At 72.1% G+C, this 22,063-nt stretch carries 21 protein-coding genes; 14 read left to right on the top strand and 7 right to left on the bottom strand.

All coding sequences use genetic code 11. The features are described from left to right. Positions 1-10: 10 nt before the first annotated feature. The 3 genes from QWU11_RS31460 (at position 11) to QWU11_RS31450 (ending at position 2,175) form a co-directional block, all read left to right on the top strand. Positions 11-952: a nucleoside hydrolase gene (locus QWU11_RS31460; protein ID WP_290118097.1), complete on the top strand. Its 942-nt coding sequence runs from the start codon at positions 11-13 to the stop codon at positions 950-952. A 198-nt stretch (positions 953-1,150) separates the two neighbouring features. Beyond that, positions 1,151-1,642, top strand: a complete 492-nt coding sequence (locus tag QWU11_RS31455) for a carbonic anhydrase (protein ID WP_290118096.1) — start codon at positions 1,151-1,153, stop codon at positions 1,640-1,642. 110 nt (positions 1,643-1,752) lie between these two features. Further along, positions 1,753-2,175, top strand: a complete 423-nt coding sequence (locus QWU11_RS31450) for a cobalamin B12-binding domain-containing protein (RefSeq protein ID WP_290118095.1) — start codon at positions 1,753-1,755, stop codon at positions 2,173-2,175. Here the strand turns inward: QWU11_RS31450 and QWU11_RS31445 are convergent. After that, on the bottom strand, positions 2,172-4,715 hold the full coding sequence (locus QWU11_RS31445) for a hypothetical protein (RefSeq protein ID WP_290118094.1): 2,544 nt from the start codon (positions 4,713-4,715) through the stop codon (positions 2,172-2,174). The genes QWU11_RS31450 and QWU11_RS31445 overlap by 4 nt on opposite strands. A gap of 51 nt (positions 4,716-4,766) precedes the next feature. Beyond that, complete coding sequence (locus QWU11_RS31440) at positions 4,767-6,134, bottom strand: glycoside hydrolase family 15 protein (RefSeq protein ID WP_290118093.1); 1,368 nt, start codon at positions 6,132-6,134, stop codon at positions 4,767-4,769. Positions 6,135-6,366: 232 nt separating this feature from the next. Between QWU11_RS31440 and sucC the strand changes: the two genes are divergently transcribed. The 3 genes from sucC (at position 6,367) to QWU11_RS31425 (ending at position 10,101) form a co-directional block, all read left to right on the top strand. Next, a complete protein-coding gene (gene sucC, locus QWU11_RS31435) occupies positions 6,367-7,557 on the top strand; it encodes an ADP-forming succinate--CoA ligase subunit beta (protein WP_290118092.1) in 1,191 nt (396 codons plus the stop codon). A 1-nt stretch (position 7,558) separates the two neighbouring features. Continuing rightward, entirely contained in the window at positions 7,559-8,443 is an 885-nt protein-coding gene (gene sucD, locus QWU11_RS31430) for a succinate--CoA ligase subunit alpha (protein ID WP_290118091.1), read from the top strand. A gap of 149 nt (positions 8,444-8,592) precedes the next feature. After that, on the top strand, positions 8,593-10,101 hold the full coding sequence (locus QWU11_RS31425; protein WP_290118090.1) for a DUF6350 family protein: 1,509 nt from the start codon (positions 8,593-8,595) through the stop codon (positions 10,099-10,101). A 9-nt stretch (positions 10,102-10,110) separates the two neighbouring features. Here the strand turns inward: QWU11_RS31425 and QWU11_RS31420 are convergent, their stop codons facing one another. Further along, positions 10,111-10,611, bottom strand: coding sequence for a hypothetical protein (locus tag QWU11_RS31420; protein ID WP_290118089.1), 501 nt, complete (start codon positions 10,609-10,611; stop codon positions 10,111-10,113). Positions 10,612-10,765: 154 nt separating this feature from the next. Between QWU11_RS31420 and purN the strand changes: the two genes are divergently transcribed. Genes purN through QWU11_RS31400 form a run of 4 tightly spaced genes read left to right on the top strand, consistent with a single transcriptional unit; the run spans position 10,766 to position 14,635 of the window. After that, positions 10,766-11,371, top strand: a complete 606-nt coding sequence (purN, locus tag QWU11_RS31415; RefSeq protein WP_290118088.1) for a phosphoribosylglycinamide formyltransferase — start codon at positions 10,766-10,768, stop codon at positions 11,369-11,371. Next, a complete protein-coding gene (gene purH / locus QWU11_RS31410; RefSeq protein ID WP_290118087.1) occupies positions 11,368-12,924 on the top strand; it encodes a bifunctional phosphoribosylaminoimidazolecarboxamide formyltransferase/IMP cyclohydrolase in 1,557 nt (518 codons plus the stop codon). The genes purN and purH overlap by 4 nt, the downstream gene beginning before the upstream one ends. Continuing rightward, positions 12,924-13,787 carry a hypothetical protein gene (locus tag QWU11_RS31405; RefSeq protein ID WP_290118086.1) on the top strand — a complete coding sequence of 288 codons (864 nt, stop codon included), beginning with the start codon at positions 12,924-12,926 and terminating at the stop codon, positions 13,785-13,787. Before purH ends, QWU11_RS31405 begins: the two co-directional genes overlap by 1 nt. After that, positions 13,784-14,635, top strand: coding sequence for a bifunctional methylenetetrahydrofolate dehydrogenase/methenyltetrahydrofolate cyclohydrolase (locus tag QWU11_RS31400; RefSeq protein WP_290118085.1), 852 nt, complete (start codon positions 13,784-13,786; stop codon positions 14,633-14,635). Before QWU11_RS31405 ends, QWU11_RS31400 begins: the two co-directional genes overlap by 4 nt. 16 nt (positions 14,636-14,651) lie before the next feature. Here QWU11_RS31400 and QWU11_RS31395 read toward each other — a convergent pair whose 3' ends face one another. Further along, positions 14,652-15,401: an FHA domain-containing protein gene (locus tag QWU11_RS31395; protein WP_290118084.1), complete on the bottom strand. Its 750-nt coding sequence runs from the start codon at positions 15,399-15,401 to the stop codon at positions 14,652-14,654. Positions 15,402-15,644: 243 nt separating this feature from the next. On the opposite strand from QWU11_RS31395, the gene QWU11_RS31390 reads away from it, so the two are divergent. The 4 genes from QWU11_RS31390 (at position 15,645) to QWU11_RS31375 (ending at position 19,438) form a co-directional block, all read left to right on the top strand. Next, a complete protein-coding gene (locus QWU11_RS31390) occupies positions 15,645-16,103 on the top strand; it encodes a DUF3017 domain-containing protein (protein WP_290118083.1) in 459 nt (152 codons plus the stop codon). Positions 16,104-16,149: 46 nt separating this feature from the next. Then, positions 16,150-17,364 (top strand): NADP-dependent isocitrate dehydrogenase, encoded by a 1,215-nt coding sequence (locus QWU11_RS31385; RefSeq protein WP_290118082.1) that lies wholly within the window; start codon positions 16,150-16,152, stop codon positions 17,362-17,364. A gap of 20 nt (positions 17,365-17,384) precedes the next feature. Continuing rightward, positions 17,385-18,302 carry a tetratricopeptide repeat protein gene (locus QWU11_RS31380; protein ID WP_290118081.1) on the top strand — a complete coding sequence of 306 codons (918 nt, stop codon included), beginning with the start codon at positions 17,385-17,387 and terminating at the stop codon, positions 18,300-18,302. A 155-nt stretch (positions 18,303-18,457) separates the two neighbouring features. Next, complete coding sequence (locus QWU11_RS31375; protein ID WP_290118080.1) at positions 18,458-19,438, top strand: malate dehydrogenase; 981 nt, start codon at positions 18,458-18,460, stop codon at positions 19,436-19,438. Between the two features lie 50 nt (positions 19,439-19,488). Here the strand turns inward: QWU11_RS31375 and QWU11_RS31370 are convergent, their stop codons facing one another. From QWU11_RS31370 to galE, 3 genes are read right to left on the bottom strand one after another with little or no spacing between them, the layout of a single operon-like run. Further along, the gene (locus tag QWU11_RS31370) at positions 19,489-19,875 is read right to left on the bottom strand and encodes a hypothetical protein (protein WP_290118079.1); all 387 of its coding nucleotides are present in this window, start codon (positions 19,873-19,875) and stop codon (positions 19,489-19,491) included. A gap of 42 nt (positions 19,876-19,917) precedes the next feature. Next, entirely contained in the window at positions 19,918-21,030 is a 1,113-nt protein-coding gene (gene galK, locus QWU11_RS31365; RefSeq protein WP_290118078.1) for a galactokinase, read from the bottom strand. A 42-nt stretch (positions 21,031-21,072) separates the two neighbouring features. Continuing rightward, on the bottom strand, positions 21,073-22,020 hold the full coding sequence (galE, locus tag QWU11_RS31360; protein ID WP_290118077.1) for a UDP-glucose 4-epimerase GalE: 948 nt from the start codon (positions 22,018-22,020) through the stop codon (positions 21,073-21,075). Positions 22,021-22,063 lie beyond the last annotated feature (43 nt).

Genomic DNA, 22,063 nt, shown 5'->3' with positions numbered 1-22,063 from the left:
CGGAGACGCGTTGAAGACCAGGATCCTGCTCGACTGCGACACGGGCATCGACGACGCGCTGACGCTGCTGTACCTCGCCCCGCTGGTCAGATCGGGCGAGATCGACCTCGTGGCGATCGGCACGGTGCACGGCAACGTCGCCCCGGAGACCGGGGCGCTGAACACCCTCCGGGTGCTGGAGCGCGCGGGTGTGCACGACGTGCCCGTGGCGGTCGGCGCGGGACGCCCGATGGCCCAGCCGGTGGAGTTCGCCGACGAGTGGCACGGTACGGACGGCCTCGGCGACATCGGGCTGCCCGAGCCGGCCGCGCGCCCGGCCGACGTCTCCGCGCCGGAGCAGATCGTACGGCTGGCGCGGGCGAACCCCGGCGAGCTGACCCTCCTGGCCGTCGGCCCGCTGACCAACCTCGGCATCGCGCTCCTGCTCGAACCCCGGCTGCCCCGGCTGTTCCGCGAGGTCGTCGTCATGGGCGGGGCCTTCGACCACCACGGCAACATCACCGGCCACGCCGAGGCGAACGTCTGGCACGACCCGGAGGCGGCCGAACTCGTCTTCGCCGCCGGCTGGCCGCTCACCCTCGTACCGCTCGACGTCACCCACCCCACCGCACTGGACGGGGCGTGGCTGGACCGGCTGGCCGCCGGTGAGGGAGAGGTCGCGCGGTTCGCGAGCCGGATCCTGGAGTTCTACGTCACGGCGTACCACCGCTCCCTGGGCGTACGCGGCGCGGTGATCCACGACGCGCTCGCCGCCATGCTGGCGGTGGACCCCTCGCTGGGGGAGTACACCGAACGGCCCGTACGGGTCGAGCTGCGCGGTGACCGTACGCGCGGGGCGACGCTGTGGGACCGGCGCCGGTACGCCGACGACGGCGACCGCCCGGCGGTCAGGGTGGCCGTACGCGCGGACGCCGCCGCGTTCCAGGAGCGGTTGCTCTCGAGCCTTCTCTGAGGGTGGAGGTCTGGCCACGGAGCGTGTTGTGTGCTGAGATCTCCTCATGGCGGACGGACCCGGGATCCTGCTCGACGTCTTCTGGGTGAGCCGTCGCCTCTACCTGTTCGACCAGCTCAGTCCTGAGGGTCGCAGGCCGGCGCCTGCAGGCCTGTGGCCCGCCCCGGTCCCCTCTTGACGGCGAGAAGGAGCGGTCGAATGTCCGTCACGGACGAACTACTGAACAACGCCCGGCGCTACGCCGCCGGGTTCGACAAGGGCGACCTCCCGCTGCCTCCCGGCAAGGGCGTCGCGATCGTCGCCTGCATGGACGCGCGGCTCAACCCGTACGGCCTCCTGGGCCTGTCCGAAGGCGACGCCCACGTCATCCGCAACGCGGGCGGCGTGATCACGGCGGACGAGATCCGGTCGCTGGCGATCAGCCAGCGGCTGCTCGGCACGAAGGAGATCGTGCTGATCCACCACACCGACTGCGGGATGCTGACGTTCACCGACGACGAGTTCCGCGCGCAGGTGCAGGCCGACACCGGGATCAAGCCCGAGTGGGCGGCCGAGGCCTTCCCGGACCTGGAGGACGACGTACGCCAGTCGATCGCACGGATCACGGCGAGTCCGTTCATCCCGGACAAGTCCTCGGTGCGCGGTTTCGTGTACGACGTCAAGAGCGGTGAGCTGAACGAGGTGACCTGACGCCATCCGAGGGCGGCCCCGTCTTCGGCGGGGCCGCCACGGGTACCGTACGGCTGGAGCCTGTCTCGAGCAGGCCCTAGTGTGCGGAGTATCCGAGGATGGAGGCGGTAATGGCTGGTCCGATCCGCGTGGTCGTCGCCAAGCCCGGTCTCGACGGCCATGACCGGGGCGCGAAGGTCGTCGCCAGAGCGCTGCGCGACGCCGGTATGGAGGTCATCTACACCGGCCTGCACCAGACCCCCGAGCAGATCGTCGAGGCGGCACTGCAGGAGGACGCCGACGGCATCGGCCTGTCCGTTCTGTCGGGCGCGCACATGACGCTGTGCGCCAAGGTCTTCGAGCTCCTCAAGGAACGCGACGCCCTGGACATCTCGGTCTTCGTGGGCGGCATCATCCCGGACGGCGACATCCCGGAGCTGGAAAAGCTCGGCGTGGCCCGCATCTTCACCCCGGGCGCGACCACCCAGGAGATCGTCGAGTGGGTCCGCGCCAACGTCGGCGAGGACGCCCGCGAACCGGTCGCCGAAGGCTAGATCTCCGCACGCGGAAACGACCAGGCGTCGCGAAGCCCGTCGACCAGCTGCCAGGCGACGTGAGCGCTGTGCCCGAGCGTGAGCCGTACGGTGGCCAGGGTGTCCAAGTGCCCCGGATGGCGGTCCCCGTCCGCCGTGGCCCACAGCAGAACGGACTCCTCGACACGCTGCCCGAACACGTCCTGGAGGGTGGCGCAGAAGTACAGGTACGCGGTCAGGTCACGATGGACGGCCACCAGCGGGGCGGGCTCTGAGGGGCCGGCCGCGCCGATCTCCTTGAGCAACCCGAGGGTCGGCCGGACGGCCGACGGCGTATGCGTGATCGCGAACAGGCGCTCCAGCAACGGCCCGGCCTGCTCCGCGCCCTCCATCGCGGCGATCACCTGCGCGGTCGCGGTCAGCTTGCGCCGCACCTCCTCGCCGAGAATGGTCGCGCAGATCTCGCCGGACCCGCGCGGTTCGACGCCGTGCTGACCGGCGCGTACGACCTGGCGGGCCGCGCGGATGAGGTCACGGGCCAGCCCGCCGGACAGGCAGTGGCAGAACGCGACGTACGGCTCGGTCAGCCCGATGACCCGCCGGTAGATCAGCCGCCGCGACTCCAGGTAGGTCAGCGGATCGGCACGGACGATCTCGTCGAAGGAGCTGTCGAAGGCGTCCCTGAGCGGCAGACCCCGGCGCTCGAACGAGGTCAGCGCGTCGTCGGAGACCGAGACGAGAAAATAGGTGTGCGGAATGCCGAAGACGCCCTTGATCTCGTTCAGGAAGCGTTCGGCCTGCTCGGCCGAGCCGATCTTGTCGAGCTCGTCCACCCCGATGAAGACACGGTTGCCGTCTTCGTCCAGGAACGCGGCGACCTCCGCGGCGAACGCCCGGAACTCGTCCACGATCTCGGGATAGCTCATGGGCTGCTCGGCGCGTGAGACGCCGCGGGTCCGCGACCCCTCCGTCCCGAACGGCAGCTTCAGCCCGCCGCTCCACCCGAACGAGCTCGTCTGCAGGTAACGCACCCGCTCCAGGTTGCGGCCCGCGGCGGCCATCAGGCGGCGCAGGGCCATCGCCCGGCCGCCCAGCACGCGACGCCGCTCGCGGGCGAACGTGGCCCGCACCGAGAGCGCGCCGACGGCGATGACGGCCCAGGCGCCGTACTCGACCAGGCGCGGTGAGCGGCCGAGCCGGCCGGCGATGTCGCCACGGAAGTACAGCAGCCCGGCGCCGACCGCGCCCCAGCGCAGCGCCGGCCGTAACGTGTTCAGCGCGGCGCCGGTGCAGACCTCGGCGAAGCGTTCCCGGCCGCCCGGCAGTGTCAATGTCGCCCGCGCGGCCATGCCGAGGAACCCGTACGCCGCGACTCCCAGGCCGGCGTAGACGACGAGGCTCGCCGGCCGGTCCACGACGGCCGCCACGCGGTGCCGGAACAACAGCAGGAGCGCGCCGCTCCAGAGTGAAAGGCTCAGCGCCATCTCCGTCAGCCCGGTGGCCCACCGCACATACGGCGGCTCGTCGTCCGCGTCGTCCCACGAGCGGCCGACCTGCGCCCGCACGCAGCGGCAGAAGGTGGCGAACAGGTGAAGGATGAAGTCGCGTGCCGCGTAGTCGACGGGCGCGGCGACCATGCAGCGCAGGTCGCCGGAGCCGTAACCTGGGTCCTCGCAGTAGCCCCGCACCAGCGTGGACTTGCCGGAGCCGCGCGGCCCGGCCACCCCGATGCTGCCGCCGGCCAGGCGGCCGGCCAGCTCGTCCATCTCCGCCGTGATCTCGGTGGGCACGTCGTACGCGGAGTCGTTCACCTCGCTGAGCCCCGGGCTCGCGGTCACCATGAAACCCTCGCCGAGCGTCGACCGGCGGGCCTCGTTGATCTTCGTGCGGACGAACGCGAGCAGGTGCTGGGCGCGCACCGTGTCGAGAAGGATCCGCCGCGCCCGGTCCAGCTCGCCGCCCCGTACACCGGTGATCTCCCCGCCCAGCAGGCGGACGCCGGCCTCGGTCATCCGGACGAGCGCCATGGTGAAGGCGAGGACGCCGACCGCCAGCGCGGCCAGGCCGGGCTTCCAGAGGAACGCGACCGGCCCCCACCAGCGCCCGGCGACCGAGCCGACGACGATCGCCACCGCTCCGGTGACGCCCAGGAGGACCGACAGGAGGCGCAGGGCGTGGTCCCCGGCGTCCCGGTTTCCCGGCCGGCGCCCCTCGACGAGCGCCTCACGGTAGCCCGCCAGCGCCAGCTCGTACGCCGTGTACTCGGCCACCGCCTCGCGCAGCACGTCCTTGGCACCGGACACACAGGTCATCCGCATGGTGGTGGGGGACAGGTTCTGATCCGACAGCCCCGACCGGATCTCCGGTTGTTCGAGGACGTCGTCGAGCAGCTTCATGTACTCGTAGAAGAGCTCACTGTCGGAGTACAGGGGATTCGGTCCCGGTGGGCCGGCGTCGGCGCGATCGCCGGGTGCCGACAGGGCGCCCGGCAGTCGGTCCTGGAGACGCCTCAGGAGCCCCTGGGCGGGCGTGACCCGGCGCGTGCGCGGTTTTTCGGGCACGGGCGGCACCTCACAACTCAGCGCGAGCCGATGGTGAGACGCATTCTCCTACTACGCGGGCGGGCTGGGCAGGGTCGTCTGGTCGGCGGTCAGGGCGAGGACGACCAGAGCGGACGTCCAGCCCAGCGGGGCCACGCCCGCCTGGGTGCCGTTCGCGTCGACCTTTTCCGGGAATGAGCCCAGCGTCGAGCGGTGGCCCAGGAGCCAGGTCAGCCACCCCTGCGCGCCCGTCAGGTCGCCCGAGGCCGCCGCCGCCAGGGCGAACAGGCCCGTCTCCGGGGTCCACGCCACCTCCGCGCCGTACCCCTCACCAGGCACGACTCCGCCCGTCGGCAGCCGCAGCCGGTCGCCCGTCTTGGTCACCGCGGCCAGCACGCCCGGTGCCGCCGGGCCGAACGGCGGCGCCAGGAACGTCACCGAGGAGTCCAGCATGCCGCCCGCGATCGGCGAGCGCGGATAGCCGTACGGGGCGAAGCGCCGTTCGATGCCCTGGGCCAGGCGGTCGGCGCTCCGGTGCCAGCGCTGTGCCTCGTCGGTCTCGCCCCGTGTCGTCGCCAGTGACGCGGCGGCGCGCAGCCCGGCCAGCAGCGGCGCGCACACGCCCAGGGTCGCGGCGTGCGGGACCTGCTCGTGGGACGTGCCGCGCTCCCAGTAGTCCGGGGAGGGCGGCGGGAGGCCGTCGGAGCGCAGGGAGTCGGCGGCGCGGTCGGCGGCGCGGCGGACCATCGGCCACAGCGTGGTCAGGTTCGCCGCCTGCGGGTCGGTCTGGTGCAGGAACCACGTGGACCACAGCACCCAGCCCAGGCTGTCGAGCTGCACCTGGCGCCCGTCAGCGACGGCCGTGCCGTCCGGCCGGTACCGCGCCGCCCACAGCCCGCCGTGGTCTTGCGCGCGGGCCAGGAAGTACAGCACCCGCTGGGCGTCCTCGCCGTGGCCGGTCACCGCGAACGCCGCCGCGGTGAATGCGCCGTCGCGCGGCCACATGTAGTTCCACGCGCCGTACCAGGAGGCGGTCGAGGCGCCGTTCGGCAACGTCAGCATGCGCAGGTCGAGCAGGGCGCGCCCGGAGGCGTCGCGCTCGGCCGGAGTGAATCCGGGCACATTTCCGGCGGCCAGCCAGTCCTGGTCGGCGCGGACGGCCTCGACCACGCGCGGGTCGTCGCGCCGGAGCGTCACCGGGTCGTCGAGCCCGAACGGGATCAGCCGGGCTCGTCCGTCGGGCAGGCCGAGGACCGAGCTTCCCGGGATGTACGCCGCGCCCTCGGCGTCCTCGGCGACGATCGCGGCGCGGGAGAACGGCCAGCCGCCGTTGCCGATCAGGCCGGGGCTCCGCCAGTCGGGACGGGAGTTCTGCGGGATCGTCGCGGCGCAGGTCGCGGTGAGCGCGGCGACAAGAAGGAACGAAGCGACACGGCGCACATCCCGTGCCCTGTTCGTACTCACCCGCAACTCCCGTAAATCACGGCCCCAGTAGACCAAACAGCGGCAAACACCTGTAGTTCACGTCCTCATTACCCGAGTGTCACCGATGCGAAGCACTCCTTGGGACCCGGCGGTCGGCGGGGGGACCCATTGCGACTAGGCTGCCTGGTCTGGAGCGGACCGCTTGGACGCGGTCGCAACCTGTCGATCCCGTTAAGGACGGACCCCCGTGGACCTGTTCGAACATCAGGCGAAGGAGCTCTTCGCGGAGTACGGCGTCCCGGTCCCTGCCGGCAAGATCGCCACGACGCCGGAGGAGGCTCGCGCGATCGCCGATGAGTTCGCCGCCGCCGGCACCGCGCGTGTGGTCGTCAAGGCGCAGGTGAAGGCCGGCGGCCGAGGCAAGGCCGGTGGCGTCAAGGTCGCCGACTCACCCGCCGACGCCGAGGAGAAGGCACGCCAGATCCTCGGCATGGACATCAAGGGCCACACGGTCCACAAGGTCCTCGTCGAAGAGGCGAGCGCCATCGCGCAGGAGTTCTACTTCTCCTTCCTGCTCGACCGCGCCAACCGCACCTTCCTGTCCATCTGCTCCGTCGAGGGCGGAATGGAGATCGAGGAGGTCGCCGCGACCAAGCCCGACGCCGTCGCCCAGGTGCCGATCGCGGCCCTGACCGGCGTCGACCGCGCCAAGGCCCGCGAGATCGCGACCGCCGGGCGCCTGCCCCAGGAGGCCATCGAGGGCGCCGCCGAGCTGATCGAGCGCCTGTGGGCCGCCTTCGTCGACGAGGACGCCACGCTGGTCGAGGTCAACCCGCTGATCCTCACCCAGGACGGCAAGGTCATCGCCCTCGACGGCAAGGTCACCCTCGACGGCAACGCCGAGTTCCGCCAGTCCGAGCACGCGGCTCTGGAGGACGCGGCCTCCGCCGACCCGCTCGAGGCGAAGGCCAAGGAGAAGGACCTCAACTACGTCAAGCTGGACGGCTCCGTCGGCATCATCGGCAACGGCGCCGGCCTGGTCATGTCGACGCTCGACGTGGTCGCCTACGCCGGCGAGCAGTACGGCGGGCAGAAGCCGGCCAACTTCCTCGACATCGGCGGCGGCGCGTCGGCCGAGGTCATGGCCAACGGCATGGAGATCGTCCTCGGCGACCCCGCCGTCAAGAGCGTCTTCATCAACGTCTTCGGCGGCATCACCTCCGGTGACGCGGTCGCGAACGGCATCGTCCAGGCGGTCAAGCTGCTGGGCGACCGTGGCGAGACCGTCGACCGCCCGATCGTCGTACGCCTCGACGGCAACAACGCCGAAGAGGGCCGGCGCATCCTCAACGAGGCCGGCATCACGGTCCTCGAACAGGTCGACACCATGGACGAAGCGGCGCGCCGCGCCGCCGAGCTGGCTTCCCAGGGAGTTTGAGATGGCGGTCTGGCTGACAGAGAACAGCAAGGTCATCGTCCAGGGGATGACCGGTTCCGAGGGTTCCAAGCACACCGCGCGCATGCTGCGCGCCGGCACCGACGTCGTCGGTGGCGTCAACGCCCGCAAGGCCGGGCAGACCGCCACGTACGAGGGCAAGGACCTGCCGGTCTTCGGCTCCGTCGCCGACGCGATGGCCCAGACCGGCGCCGACGTGTCCGTGGCCTTCGTCCCGCCGAAGTTCAGCAAGGACGCGGTGCTCGAGGCCATCGACGCCGAGATCCCGCTGTGCATCGTCATCACCGAGGGCATCCCGGTGCACGACAGCACCTACGCCTGGGCGCACGCGGTGGCCAAGGGCAACAAGACCCGGATCATCGGCCCCAACTGCCCCGGCGTCGCCTCTCCCGGCAAGTCCAACGCCGGCATCATCCCGGCCGACATCACGACGCCGGGCCGCATCGGCCTCGTGTCCAAGTCGGGCACGCTGACCTACCAGATGATGTACGAGCTGCGTGACATCGGCTTCTCCACCTGCATCGGCATCGGTGGCGACCCGGTCATCGGCACGACGCACATCGACGCGCTCGAGGCGTTCCAGGCCGACCCCGAGACCGACGCGATCGTGATGATCGGTGAGATCGGCGGCGACGCCGAGGAGCGGGCCGCCGCGTACATCGAGCAGCACGTCACCAAGCCGGTGGTCGGCTACGTCGCCGGGTTCACCGCGCCCGAGGGCAAGACCATGGGCCACGCCGGCGCGATCGTCTCGGGTTCCTCCGGCACCGCCGAGGCCAAGAAAGAGGCGCTGGAGAAGGTCGGCGTCCGCGTCGGCAAGACGCCGAGCGAGACCGCACGCCTCATGCGCGAGATCATGTCGCGCTGACGTCGTCACGAAGCCCCGGTGCCCGAGGCGGGCGCCGGGGCTTCGTCATGATCTGCGACACGCCGGACGCGCTGCCCGAATCAGAGAGCGTCCGGCTGCGAGCATGGTGCCCGCCTGTGCCCAGCCAGCCGAGGAACGGTGAGTGACCGATGAGCCCGGAGCCGAATGGGCCGCCGAGCGAGGACCGGACACCGGATCGCGCCAGGCCACGACCCGAGAGCGACGACGAGGTGGTCGCCCGCCCGCTCGCCGTCTCCGGCATCGTCGCCGCCGTCTGGTGCGCCGGGCTCGGCCTCACCACCCTGACCACCGTCACGCTGATCGGCTGGATCGCCGCGCCGCGTACGGCCCTTGGCACCGGCCTGCCGGGCGTGTTCCGCACCGCGGTCAACTTCTGGCTGGTCTCCCATCACGCCGGCTTCTCGGTGCCGCACGGACGGGTGGGCCTGCTGCCGCTCGGCCTGATCGTCCTGCCGGGCGCGCTGCTGTTCCGCGGCGGCGGGTGGATCACCCGTACGGGCCGGGTCCGGGGGCGTTACCGCATCGGCGTCGTGCACGCCGCGCTGGCGCTCGCCGTCCCGTACGCCGTCCTCGCCTTCCTGCTCGCGCTCATCGCCCGCTCGACCGTGGTGTCGCCGTCGCCCTGGCAGGCGCTGCTGGCCTGCTTCCTGCTCGCGCTCATCGCGGGCGGCCTCGGCGCGGCGCGCACCCTGGTCGCCTCGACGACCAAGGGCTCGCCCTGGGTGGCGATGCTGATGATCCTGCCGCACCGCGCGCGCTCAGTGGCCGCCGGAGTCACCGGGGCCACCGCGGTGCTGATCGGGTCCGGCCTGCTGATCTTCCTGGTCTCGCTGCTCTTTCACATCTCGGACATGACGAACATCTACGGCGTGCTCAGTCCGGGCGTCGTGGGCGGGATCCTGCTGTCCATCGTCGCGCTGGCCTACCTGCCCAACGCCGCGATCTGGGCCGTGTCGTACGCCGTCGGCCCCGGTTTCGCGGTCGGCGCGGGGACGAGTGTGGCGCCCTCCGGGGTGTTCGTGGGCATGATCCCGTCGTTCCCGCCGTTCGCGGCGCTGCCCGCGCCGGGCCCGGCCCCGCTGGTGTCCCTGCTGGCGCTCGTCGTGCCGTTCGCCGCGGGCGTCGCGGGCGGTGTGCTGACCATCCGGGCGCTGCCGAGCGCGGTGAGCGAGGCCGCGCCGCTCTGGGGCTTCGTGTGCGGTGTGCTCACCGGCGGCGTGGTCGCCTTCCTGGCGGCCCTGTCGGGCGGCCCGGTCGGCGGTGCGCGCATGGCCGTGATGGGCCCGTCGGCGTGGCAGACCGGGCTGATGGCGGTGCTGGAGGTGGGCGTCTCGGCCGCCATCGCCGCCTGGGCGGCCAACTGGCGGCTCCTGCGCCGCATGCCGCAGGAGGAGCTGGAGGCGGACGCGGAGGCCGCCCCGGACGAGGAGCGGACACGGGTGCCCGGCCGGGTGGAGTTCGACGAGGACCCCGAGCCCGTGCTGGCAACGGTCGACCTGCAGGCGCCGCTGCCCGACGGCGTCACGCCGATCGGGGAGAGACAACAGCTTCCGGGCGTGCCCAGGCCCCGCAAGGACGCGGACTCCGGCTCGGTCACGCCGCTGCGCAAACGCCCCCCGCGCGACCGCCCGCGGTGACCGCGTAGGTCAGAGCATCGAGCGGTAGCGGTCCAGCGACCCCTTGGGCAGGTGGAGCTTGTGCTCCATCTTCGGGAAGTAGCGGTCCTGGCAGGTCTGCTTGTCGGTGATCGTCAGAGCCGACGAGCGGCACTTCTGGTAGTCGTTGAACTCCGTCGCGACCATCGCGCCGAGCACGATGCCGGCCAGCGCCAGGCACAGGCCGATCGCGCCGATGATGATGCCCGCGATGGCTCCCGGCGCGCGGGTGAGGATGCGCCGGGCACGCCGCCGGGCGCGGATGCCGTTGACCACGCCCGCGACGAGCAGGGCCAGGCCGATCAGCGCGACCCCGGGGATGGGCAGGAAGAGAAGCAGCAGGCCGGTGATGCTGAGGAACATCGCGCGCACCCCGCCGCGCTCGGCCGCGGTCGGCGGCAGCGGCGGACGGGGCGGTGGCGGCGAGGATGGGGGCGGCTCGGGAGCTTGGGTCTGCGGTCCGCTCTCGCCCGGGCCTTGGGCGTCACTCACGGTGTCTCCTGGTCTCGGTCCGCGTGGCTGATGGTCGCTGATGGTCAGGGTCCGGCGCGTTCGGATGCCTCCCGGTGTCGGCCGAACCCGGCCGAGCGCCGGCCGATAGGCTGGTACGGCCCGCCAACCAGTCTGTCTTCCCCTGGGAGTCACGGTGTCCGCCCGGCTCGTCGTCCTCGTCTCCGGTGCGGGGACCAACCTACAGGCGCTGCTCGACGCGTGTGCCGACCCAGCTTATGGTGCCCGCGTCTCGGCCGTCGGCGCCGACCGCGACGGCATCGAAGGACTCACCCGCGCCGGCCGCGCCGAGGTGTCCACGTTCGTCGAGCGCGTGAAGGACCATGACACGCGCGACGCCTGGGACGCGGCCCTGACCGAGGCGGTCGCCTCGTACGCCCCTGACCTGGTGGTGTCGGCCGGTTTCATGAAGATCCTCGGCAAGCGGTTCCTCGACCGGTTCGGCGGCCGGGTGATCAATACGCACCCCGCGCTGCTGCCGTCGTTCCCCGGCACACACGCCGCGCGCGACGCCCTGGAACACGGCGTCAAGGTGACGGGCTGCACCGCGCACTTCGTCGACGCGGGCGTCGACACCGGCCCGATCATCGCGCAGGAGGCCGTACCCGTCCTCGACGACGATGACGAAGACACGCTGCACGAGCGGATCAAGGACGCCGAGCGTCCGCTGCTCGTACGGACCGTGGGCCGCCTGGTCCGCGAGGGATGGACGACCGAAAGCAGGAGAGTGAGGATCGGGTGACCCGGATCGCGATCAAGCGTGCGCTGATCAGCGTCTATGACAAGACCGGCCTGGAGGAGCTCGCCACGGGCCTCCACCGGGCGGGCGTCGAGATCGTCTCGACGGGCTCGACGGCGGCCCGCATCGCCGACGCCGGCGTGCCGGTCATGAAGGTGGAGAAGCTCACCGGCTTCCCCGAGTGCCTGGACGGCCGGGTCAAGACCCTGCACCCCAAGGTGCACGCCGGGCTGCTCGCCGACCGGCGCAACCCCGACCACGTGCAGCAGCTCGAGGACCTGCACGTCGAGCCGTTCGACCTGCTGATCTCCAACCTCTATCCGTTCCAGGAGACGGTCGCCTCCGGAGCGTCGCCGGACGAGATCGTCGAGCAGGTCGACATCGGTGGCCCCGCGATGGTCCGCGCCGCCGCGAAGAACCACCAGAGCGTGGCGGTCGTCGTGGACCCGGGCGCGTACGCCGCGGTGCTGGAGGCCGTACGCCGCGGCGGTTACGAGCCGACCGAGCGCAAGCGGCTCGCGGCGGCGGCGTACGCCCACACGGCGGCCTATGACGCGGCGGTCGCCTCCTGGTTCGCGAACTCCTACGCGGCCGACGAGGTCGGCGAGGAGAGCGGCTGGGCGCCGATCGTGGCGAGCGTGTGGGACCGCAAGGCCGTGCTGCGCTACGGCGAGAACCCCCACCAGCGCGCCGCGCTCTACACCAGCGGCCGGGGCGGGCTCGCCGAGGCCGAGCAGCTCCACGGCAAGGAGATGTCCTACAACAACTACGTGGACGCCGACGCCGCGCGCCGCGCCGCGTACGACTTCGCCGAGCCGTGCGTGGCGATCATCAAGCACGCCAACCCGTGCGGCATCGCGGTCGGCGCGGACATCGCCGAGGCGCACCGCAAGGCGCACGCCTGCGACCCGCTGTCCGCGTACGGCGGCGTGATCGCCACCAACCGGCCGGTCACCGCGGACCTGGCCCGCCAGGTCGCCGACATCTTCACCGAGGTGCTCGTCGCGCCCGCCTTCGACGCCGAGGCGGTCACGCTCCTGACGGTGAAGAAGAACATCCGCCTCCTGGTCTGCCCCGAGGGCCCGGCCGGGACGTCGGAGTTCCGGCGCATCGACGGCGGCCTGCTGACCCAGACCACCGACAAGGTCGACGCCGAGGGCGACGACCCGGCGAACTGGGAGCTCAAGGCCGGCTCCGCGGCGGACGAGGCGACGCTGCGCGACCTGGCGTTCGCGTGGCGGGCGTGCCGCTCGGTGAAGTCCAACGCGATCCTGCTCGGGGCCGACGGCGCGACCGTCGGCGTCGGCATGGGCCAGGTCAACCGGGTCGACTCGGCGCGGCTCGCGGTCGCGCGGGCCGGCGACCGGGCGGCGGGCTCGGTGGGCGCCTCGGACGCCTTCTTCCCGTTCCCGGACGGCCTGGAGGTGCTCGCGGAGGCGGGCGTGCGCGCGATCGTCGAACCCGGCGGCTCCGTACGCGACGCCGACGTGATCGAGGCCGCGGAGAAGGCCGGGATCACGCTGTACTTCACCGGCGTACGGCACTTCTTCCACTGATGTGCGTCTCGGCCGGCCCGGCCCACTTCAGCGACACGATCCTCTATCACGGCCGCCGCCGGCATCCCGAGCACGGGCTCGTGCACGTGCTCGGGTACCAGAACGTCGCGGTCAACCGTGCCACCGGTCCGAACGCCATGCTGCTCCACCTGCCCGGGACCGGCATGACGCAGGACAACTTCGTGGACACGAGCGGCGCCCGCCACATCCTGACCGACATGACCGCGGCGCTCACGCCGCGGTCGGTCGGGTACGGCGCGGCGCCGGGCGGCATGGTGGACCGGGCCGCGCCGCCTCCGGTGCAGGTGTTCGAGCACGACATCTACACGGTCGTGCTCGCGGCGGACGCAACCTTGATCACGGACGCGCTGGCCCTCGTGCCCGAGCACCGGCGCGTCGCGGCCAACCCGGCGCTGTTCGCCTTCTACGCGCGGGTCTACCCCGGCCATGCCGTCGCGCTGTGCTGCTTCGACAACCGCGACGCCGCGCGGTCGGACCCGCTCCTGCTCTGGTACACCCCGTCGCGGCCCGACCGCGCCGAACTGCCCGCGATCGACTGCCACACCGGGGCGATCCCGGAGATCGGCGCGCCGGTGCCGGTCGACCACTGGGTGATCCTCGGCACGGACGAGCCGGTGCCCGGTGCCCCGGGCTGGGAGACGGCCCCCACGGACTGGAGCGAGGACGTACGGGACGGCCCGGCGGGCCCGTTCCTGCCCGAGTGGATCGCCGGGCGCACCTACACCGGGCTGCATCCGAACGGCGACTTCACGATCGCCTGCGCCGATCTGGAGGCGGGCCGCCTGGAGGCGATGAGCCGGGTCGGCCCGGAAGGCCAGCGCCTGACACAATGGCGCCTGTGACCGCACAGATACTTGACGGCAAGGCGACGGCGGCGGCGATCCGGACCCGGCTGAAGGAGCGGGTGGCGGCCCTGAAGGAGCGGGGCGTCGTCCCCGGGCTCGGCACCGTGCTCGTCGGCGACGACCCGGGCAGCCACGCGTACGTCGCCGGCAAGCACCGCGACTGCGCCGAGGTCGGGATCGCGAGCATCCGGCGCGACCTTCCGGCGTCGGCGACGCAGGAGCAGGTCGAGGCCGTGGTCGACGAGCTCAACGCCGACCCGGCCTGCACCGGCTACATCGTGCAGCTCCCGCTGCCGAAGGGCCTGGACGAGCAGCGCGTGCTGGAGCGCATCGACCCCGACAAGGACGCCGACGGCCTGCACCCGGTCAACCTGGGCCGGCTCGTGCTGATGCAGCCGGGCGCGCTGCCGTGCACGCCGCACGGTATCGTCGAGCTGCTGCGCGCCTTCGACGTGCCGCTGCGCGGCGCCGACGTCACCGTGATCGGCCGCGGCATCACCGTCGGCCGCTCGCTCGGCCTGCTGCTCACCCGCCGGTCCGAGAACGCCACCGTGACGACCTGCCACACCGGCACGAAGGACCTCGCCGCGCACACGCGCGGCGCCGACATCGTCGTGGTCGCCGCCGGCGTCCCCGGCCTGGTGACCGCGGACATGGTCAAGCCGGGCGCGGCGGTGCTCGACGTGGGCATCACCCGTACGGACGCGGGCCTGACCGGCGACGTCGACCCCGCCGTACGCGAGGTGGCCGGCTGGCTGGCCCCGATGCCGGGCGGCGTGGGCCCGATGACCCGCGCCATGCTGCTCGCGAACGTCGTCGAATCCGCCGAGGCCGCGCTCTCCTAGGGCCGGCCGGCCGGGTTCAGCTCGCCGCCCGCCGGTTGGGGGCGCCGGGTGCGGCCGGGCGTCGTGGTCCGGGCTGCCGGGGGGCGCCCGGAGCTCCGCCGACCGTGCCGGTTCCGCCGCCCGGGCGCTGGCCCTCCGTGCGCCGTGTGGTCTCCGGGGTGCGTCCGCCCTGGGGCGGCACGTGGACCGGCGGCAGCGGGCGTACGAGGCCGAGCGCGATGACCTCGTTGGCCAGCCGGGTGCGCCGGTTGGCGCCCTCGGGGATGCGGAACTTCTGGTAGAGCCGCAGCAGGTGCTGCTTGACCGCCGCCTCCGTCACGACCAGGTCCGTCGCGATCTCGCGTGCCGTGGCCGGGGCCACGAACGCCTCATCGGACAGTGCCGGCCGGCACAGCGACGTGAGCACGTCGACCTCGCGGCGCGTCAGGTCCGGTGCGACGGCCCGGCGCAGCTCGACGTCGGGATCGACGTCTTCGCGCGGAATGCCGCCCATACGGCAGCGCGCGGCACCGAAGCTCACGACGTCACCGTCCTCGAGCACACGCCGTGCGATCGGCCGGCCGTTGACACGCGTGCCGTTGCGCGAGAGTCCGAGGTCCACCACATAGACGTACGGGCCGCGCCGGATCAGCTCGGCGTGCAGCCGGGAGACGCTGGGTTCGTCGAGTCGAATGTCGACGCCTCGCCCCCGCCCGATCGTGGTCACCTCGGGTCGCAACGGCAGTACGGTGCCGTTTTCCTCGATCCGTATGAACGGGCCCTCCACGGCGGTCCCTCCCAGCTAGTTAGCGACCCCTGTCTGGCGGGTTACCCGGACCGGCCATGGTCACACCCACTTACTCGTCGGTAAGGCCGAGTACGACGGGATTCCCGGGGCATGAAGAGCATTTTGGACCGGTATATCGCAAGCCTCCTGGCGCCCCTGTGACCCGCATGACCGGGGCAGGAGACCGGCGGATCCGCGCGGGACCGTCCCGCGCCGTTGACCCGCGCTGCCAAGATAGGAGCCATGTCAGAGCCGTACGATCCGCCAAAAACGCACGGGTCGCCGCACGAGGACCGGCCCGCGCGGGACCGGCCCGCGCAGACCGTGGTCCCGCCGCAGGCCGCGGTTCCGCCCCAGGCCGCCCACCCGATGCCGGGGCCCTCGACTCCGCCGCCCTCCGGCGGCGCCGACCGGGTGCGGACGCGCCCCGGCGTGCCGCGCTGGCTCGTACGCCTGCCGTACGGGTTCGTGCTCTGCGGAGTCGCGGCCGGTCTCGCCGTCGTCGCCACGAACCACTTCCGCCGCGGCAGCATGCTCATCGCGGCGGCGGTCTTCATCGGCGCGCTGGCCCGGCTGATGTTGCCGGAGAGCCAAGTGGGAATGCTCGCGGTACGCCGCCGATGGCTGGACGTCTTCCTGATGACCACGGCGGCGGTGGGGATCACGCTGGTCGCGTTCGTCGCCAAGGGGACGAGCGGCTGACGCTCGTCCGGTCCGGGCAGCGAGCCCTGGAAGGGACGGCTGCAGCATGCCCAGGATCAAGGTGACGGGCCCCGTCGTCGAACTCGACGGCGACGAGATGACGCGCGTCATCTGGCGGTTCATCAAGGACCGGCTCATCCTTCCCCACCTCGACGTCGACCTGCGCTACTACGACCTCGGCATCGAGCACCGGGACGCGACCGGCGACCAGGTCACGGTCGACGCGGCGAACGCCATCGAGGAGCACGGCGCCGGCGTGAAGTGCGCGACCATCACGCCCGACGAGGCGCGGGTCGAGGAGTTCGGCCTCAAGGAGATGTGGCGCTCGCCCAATGGAACGATCCGCAACATCCTCGGCGGCGTCGTCTTCCGCGAGCCGATCGTCATCTCCGGCATCCCGCGGCTCGTGCCCGGCTGGACCAAGCCGATCGTCATCGGCCGTCACGCCCACGGCGACCAGTACCGCGCCACCGACTTCGTCGTCCCCGGCCCGGGCCGCCTGACCGTCATGTTCGAGCCGGCCGACGGTTCGCTGCCGATGGAGTTCGAGGTCGCGGAGTTTCCCGTCGGTGGCGTCGCGATGGCGATGTACAACTTCGACGACTCGATCCGCGACTTCGCCCGCGCCACGATGCGCTACGCGCTCGACCGGAGGCTCCCGCTCTACCTCTCCACCAAGAACACGATCCTCAAGGCCTACGACGGCCGCTTCAAGGACCTGTTCGCCGAGGTCTACGCGGCGGAGTTCGAGACGGAGTTCAAGAAGGCCGGGGTCTCCTACGAGCACCGGCTCATCGACGACATGGTCGCGCAGGCCCTCAAGTGGGAGGGCGGCTTCATCTGGGCGACGAAGAACTACGACGGCGACGTGCAGTCCGACGTGATCGCCCAGGGCTTCGGCTCGCTGGGCCTGATGACCTCGGTCCTGCTGACCCCCGACGGCCGTACGGCCCTGGCGGAGGCCGCGCACGGCACGGTCACCCGCCACTACCGCCTTCACCGGCAGGGCAGGCCGACCTCGACCAATCCGATCGCCTCGATCTTCGCCTGGACCCGGGGCCTGTCCCACCGCGGCAGGCTCGACGGCACGCCCGCGGTGTGCGACTTCGCCGCCGCCTTGGAGAGGGTCTGCGTCGAGACGGTCCAGAACGGTCAGATGACCAAGGACCTGGCACTTCTCGTCGGCGGCGGCCAGGACTGGCTGACCACCGAGGAGTTCCTCACCGCACTCGAGGAGAATCTCCACGAGAAGCCGCTCTGACCTGACGGAGGCCGAACACCATGACGGGCTGGCGAGGCTGGCAGGCCGACGTCGAGGAGATGGCGTGGCTGGCCGCCGCGCGCCGCGACCCCGGCGCCGCGGCGTCCACCGAGGCGGGCTGGCACGACGGCGACCGGAACGGCGACGCCAGGTCGGCCCGTCACCTGGGGTGGCTGTCGTACGAGCGCGGCGATCTCGCCGAGGCGCTGAAGGCGTTCGAGCGCGGCGACCGGCGCGGTGACCCCGAGTGCACGAGCCGGCTGGGGTGGATGCTGAGCGCCCGCGGAGACCACAAGGGCGCCGAGAAGGCGTTCCGCCGCGCCGCGGCGGCCTGGCGGCGCGCCGACGAGCGCGGCGACGCGGAGGGCGCCAACAAGATCGGCGATCTCCTGTTCGCCGATGACGACCTGCCGGGCGCGCTGGCGGCCTGGAGACGCGCCGACCGCCGGGGCTCGGCGTTCGCCGCCAGGAGCATCGGTCACCACCTGTCGGGGCAGCGGGCACGCGATGACGCGATGCCCCACGACGAAGCGGGCGCCGAGAAGGCGTTCCGGCGCGCCGACGACCGCGGCGACGCCTTCGGCGCGCTCATGGTCGGCCACGCGTTCTTGAGGAAGGGCGACCTGGCCGCCGCCCGGTCGGCGTTCGAGCGTGCGACGGACCGCGGCGACGACCAGGCGCCGTTCGCGCTGTCGAACGTCCTGGAGAAGCTGGGGGACCTGGACGGCGCCGAATCGGCCCTGCGTCTGTGGGTCCGGCGAAGGGAGCCCCTCGCCTCCCTGGAGCTGAGGAGCCCCCTGCACGACCTGGCCCAGTTCCTGGAACGGCGCGGTGACCTGGACGGCGCCGAGGCCACCCTGCGGCAGGCGGTCGGGCATGAGGCGCCCAGCGCGGTCTTCATGCTGAAGGAGTTCCTGCGGCGGCATCACCGAGAGTGACCCTCGGGGTGCCGGCTTCCCGGTGATCCCACCCGCGAGGGCTCGCGCTGAAGCCGCGCGGTAGCCTGGCCTCCGGAATATCTCGACGGCGAGAGACCTCCTCGGAGTTCCGCTCGGCGCTCGACGAGGACCTCTCACAGCAGGAGACACCAAAGATGACCGTCAATGTGACCGTGACCGGCGCCGCGGGCCAGATCGGCTACGCGCTGCTCTTCCGCATCGCCTCCGGACAGCTGCTCGGCCCCGACACCCCGGTGCGGCTGCGCCTGCTGGAGATCCCCCCGGCCGTGAAGGCCGCCGAGGGCACCGCGATGGAGCTCGACGACTGCGCCTTCCCGCTACTGGAGGGCATCGACGTCACCGACGACGCCAAGCGCGCCTTCGACGGCACCAACGTCGCCCTGCTCGTCGGCGCCCGCCCCCGTACGAAGGGCATGGAGCGCGGCGACCTCCTGGAGGCCAACGGCGGCATCTTCAAGCCGCAGGGCGAGGCCATCAACGCCGGCGCGGCCAGTGACGTACGCGTGCTGGTGGTCGGCAACCCGGCCAACACCAACGCGCTGATCGCCCGCTCGCACGCCCGCGACGTCCCGTCGGACCGCTTCACCGCGATGACCCGCCTGGACCACAACCGGGCGATGGCGCAGCTGTCCAAGCGGCTGGACACCCCGGTCTCGCAGATCAAGAAGCTGACGATCTGGGGCAACCACTCCGCCACGCAGTACCCCGACGTCTTCCACGCCGAGGTCGGCGGCCAGAACGCGGCCCAGGCGCTCAACGACGCCGACTGGCTCCGCGACACCTTCATCCCGACCGTCGCCAAGCGCGGCGCGGCCATCATCGAGGCGCGGGGTGCCTCCTCGGCGGCGTCCGCGGCCTCGGCGGCCGTCGACCACGTCCACACCTGGGTGAACGGCACCCCCGAGGGCGACTGGACCTCGATGGCGGTCGTCTCGGACGGCTCGTACGGCGTGCCCGAGGGCCTCGTCTCGTCCTTCCCGGTCGTCTGCGAGGGCGGCAAGTGGAAGATCGTCCAGGACCTGGAGATCAACCAGTTCTCCCGCGAGCGCATCGACGCCTCGGTGCGCGAGCTGGAGGAGGAGCGCGACGCTGTCCGCGAGCTCGGCCTGATCTAAGACGTCAGACGGCCGCCGGAGCCCGTACGGACTCCGGCGGCCGTCTCGTCTTACTCGGAGGACTCCGCGGCCTCGGCTCGGGCGGCACGGCGCGCGCGCCGGCCGAGGTACACCGCGGTGACCACCGGGCCGAGGAGCGCCAGCACGAACAGCGGGACGCCGATCCAGCCGGGGATCGTCGTGCCCGTGCACTGCCCGCCGTGCCGCCGGCCGCCGGTGTCGTCGACGTAGACGCACTCCTGGGTCGGCGAGAACACGATGAGCGCCGCCGCGGTCATGAGTCCGCCCGGCCAGACCAGCAGGCCGATCAGCTTGTCGCGCAGCGTCCAGCGCCGCGAGACGAGCAGCATGACGGCACCGGCCACCCAGCCGGCCACCGGAACGATCACACCTCCGACGAGGAGCAGAAGCAGGGTTACCGCGTCATACCGGCGCATGTCCCCAAGCATGGCGGTCCGGACCCACGCGCCACACCCGTTTCACCGATCTACCCGGCGAGCGCCTTCCGAGGGGGCCGCGGCGAGGAAGCGGGGCTCGGGCCACTCACGGCTCGCGTACGCCGCGGCGACGGCCTCTCGGACCCGCGGGACGCGGTCCGAGGGCACGAGGGCGATCACCGAGCCGCCGAAACCGCCGCCGACCATGCGGGCGCCGCGCGCGCCGGCGTGTACGGACTCCTCGACCGCGACGTTCGCCTCCGGCCACGACACCTCGAACTCGTCCCGCAGCGACAGGTGGGAGGCGGTCAGCAGCGCGCCGACCTCGGCGACCGCGCCCGCGCGCAGCAGGCCGACCGCAGCCTCGACGCGGTGGTTCTCGGTGACCACGTGCTGGGTACGCCGGCGGAGCACCGGGTCCTCCAGCCTCGACAGGGCCTCGCCCAGGTCCGTGACGTCCCGCAGGGCGGGCATGCCCAGCAGCTCGGCCGCCTTCTCGCAGGCGGCGCGGCGGCTGGCGTACCCGCCGTCGACCAGCTCGTGCTCGGCCCTGGTGTCGATCACCAGCAGCGTCAGGCCGGACAGGTCGAGCGGCACCTGCGCCGACAGGCCGCTGCGGCAGTCGAGCAGCAGCGCGTGGCCCTCCGTGCACAGCAGCGACGCCGACTGGTCCATGATCCCGCAGGGCATGCCCACGAAGTCGTTCTCCGCGCGCTGCGCGATGCGGGCCAGCTCCGGCCGTGGCACCCGCACGTCGTACAGGTCGCACAGCGCCACCGCCACCGCGCACTCCAGCGCCGCCGAGGACGAGAGGCCCGCGCCCTGGGGCAGGTCGGCGTCGATCAGCAGGGACGCCCCGCCGACCGGGTGACCGGCCGCGCGCAGCGACCACGCGACGCCGACGGCGTAGGCGGCCCAGCCGCCGATCGAGCCCGGCACCGGGTCCTGCACCGTGGCCGTCTCCGCCGCCTGGAGGGAGCGCAGCTCGAACACCCCGTCGTCGCGGCGGGCGGCGCTCACCGTGACCCCCTGGCCCAGCGCGAACGGCAGGACCAGGCCGTCGTTGTAGTCGGTGTGCTCGCCGATCAGGTTGACCCGGCCCGGCGCGCGCCAGACCCCGTCGGGCCCGCGCCCGTAGATCTCATCGAAGCTCAAGTGTCACCATGCCGGTCGGAGGAGGGCAGTGAGCATAGCGTTTCACCTGCTTGCGAACGCCCACGCGTCGGTCACCATGGCGCGCAGGTCGCGTTCGGGCTTCCAGCCGAGCCGCTCGGTGATCTTCGCCGAGGACGCGACCAGAACGGCCGGGTCGCCGGGGCGCCGCGGGCTCTCCACCGCGTCGATCCCGTGCCCGGTCACCTCGCGGCAGACGTCGATCACCTCGCGGACCGAGTAGCCGGAGCCGCTGCCCAGGTTGAAGATCTCGTGGGTGCCCGGGGCGCAGGCGTCCAGGGCCAGCAGGTGGGCCGCCGCGAGGTCCACGACGTGGATGTAGTCGCGGATGCAGGTGCCGTCCTCCGTCGGGTAGTCGGTACCGAAGATCGAGACCGACTCGCGCTCGCCCAGCGGCACCTTGAGGACGTTGGGGATGATGTGGGTCTCGACGGTGTGCCGCTCCCCGTACGTCCCGTACGCCCCGGCGACGTTGAAGTAGCGCAGGCTCACCCCGCCGATGCCGTACATCCGGGCGTACTCCGCGAGCGTCGTGTCGATCGCCAGCTTCGAGGCGCCGTAGGGGTTCGTGGGGCGCGTGGGGTCGGTCTCGGCGATCGGGGTGCGCTCCGGCTCGCCGTACGTCGCGGCGGTGGAGGAGAAGACGATGCGCGGCACGCGGTGCACCCGCATCGCGTCGAACAGAGCGAGCGACTCGCCGAGGTTCTTGTCCCAGTAAAGTCCTGGTTTCTCCACGGACTCGCCGACCAGGGACTTGGCCGCGAAGTGCAGCACCCCGTCGAAACCGCCCGACAGGACGTCGGAGGCCGCCGCCCGCAGCGTCGCGCGGACCAGCGTGGCACCCGTGGGCACGGCGTCCTCATGCCCGGTGGAGCAGTCGTCCAAAACGACGACTTCATGCCCGGATTCGAGCAGCCGAGCCGCCACCACGCTGCCGATATAGCCTGCGCCCCCCGTGACGAGAAGCTTCATGGATACCTCCTGTAATCATGTACGGGTACGCTTGCAGCCCTAG

The organism is Actinomadura sp. DC4, assembly GCF_030406325.1.
GTDB lineage: Bacteria > Actinomycetota > Actinomycetes > Streptosporangiales > Streptosporangiaceae > Actinoallomurus.
This window is presented reverse-complemented; position numbering and strand designations above follow the sequence as displayed.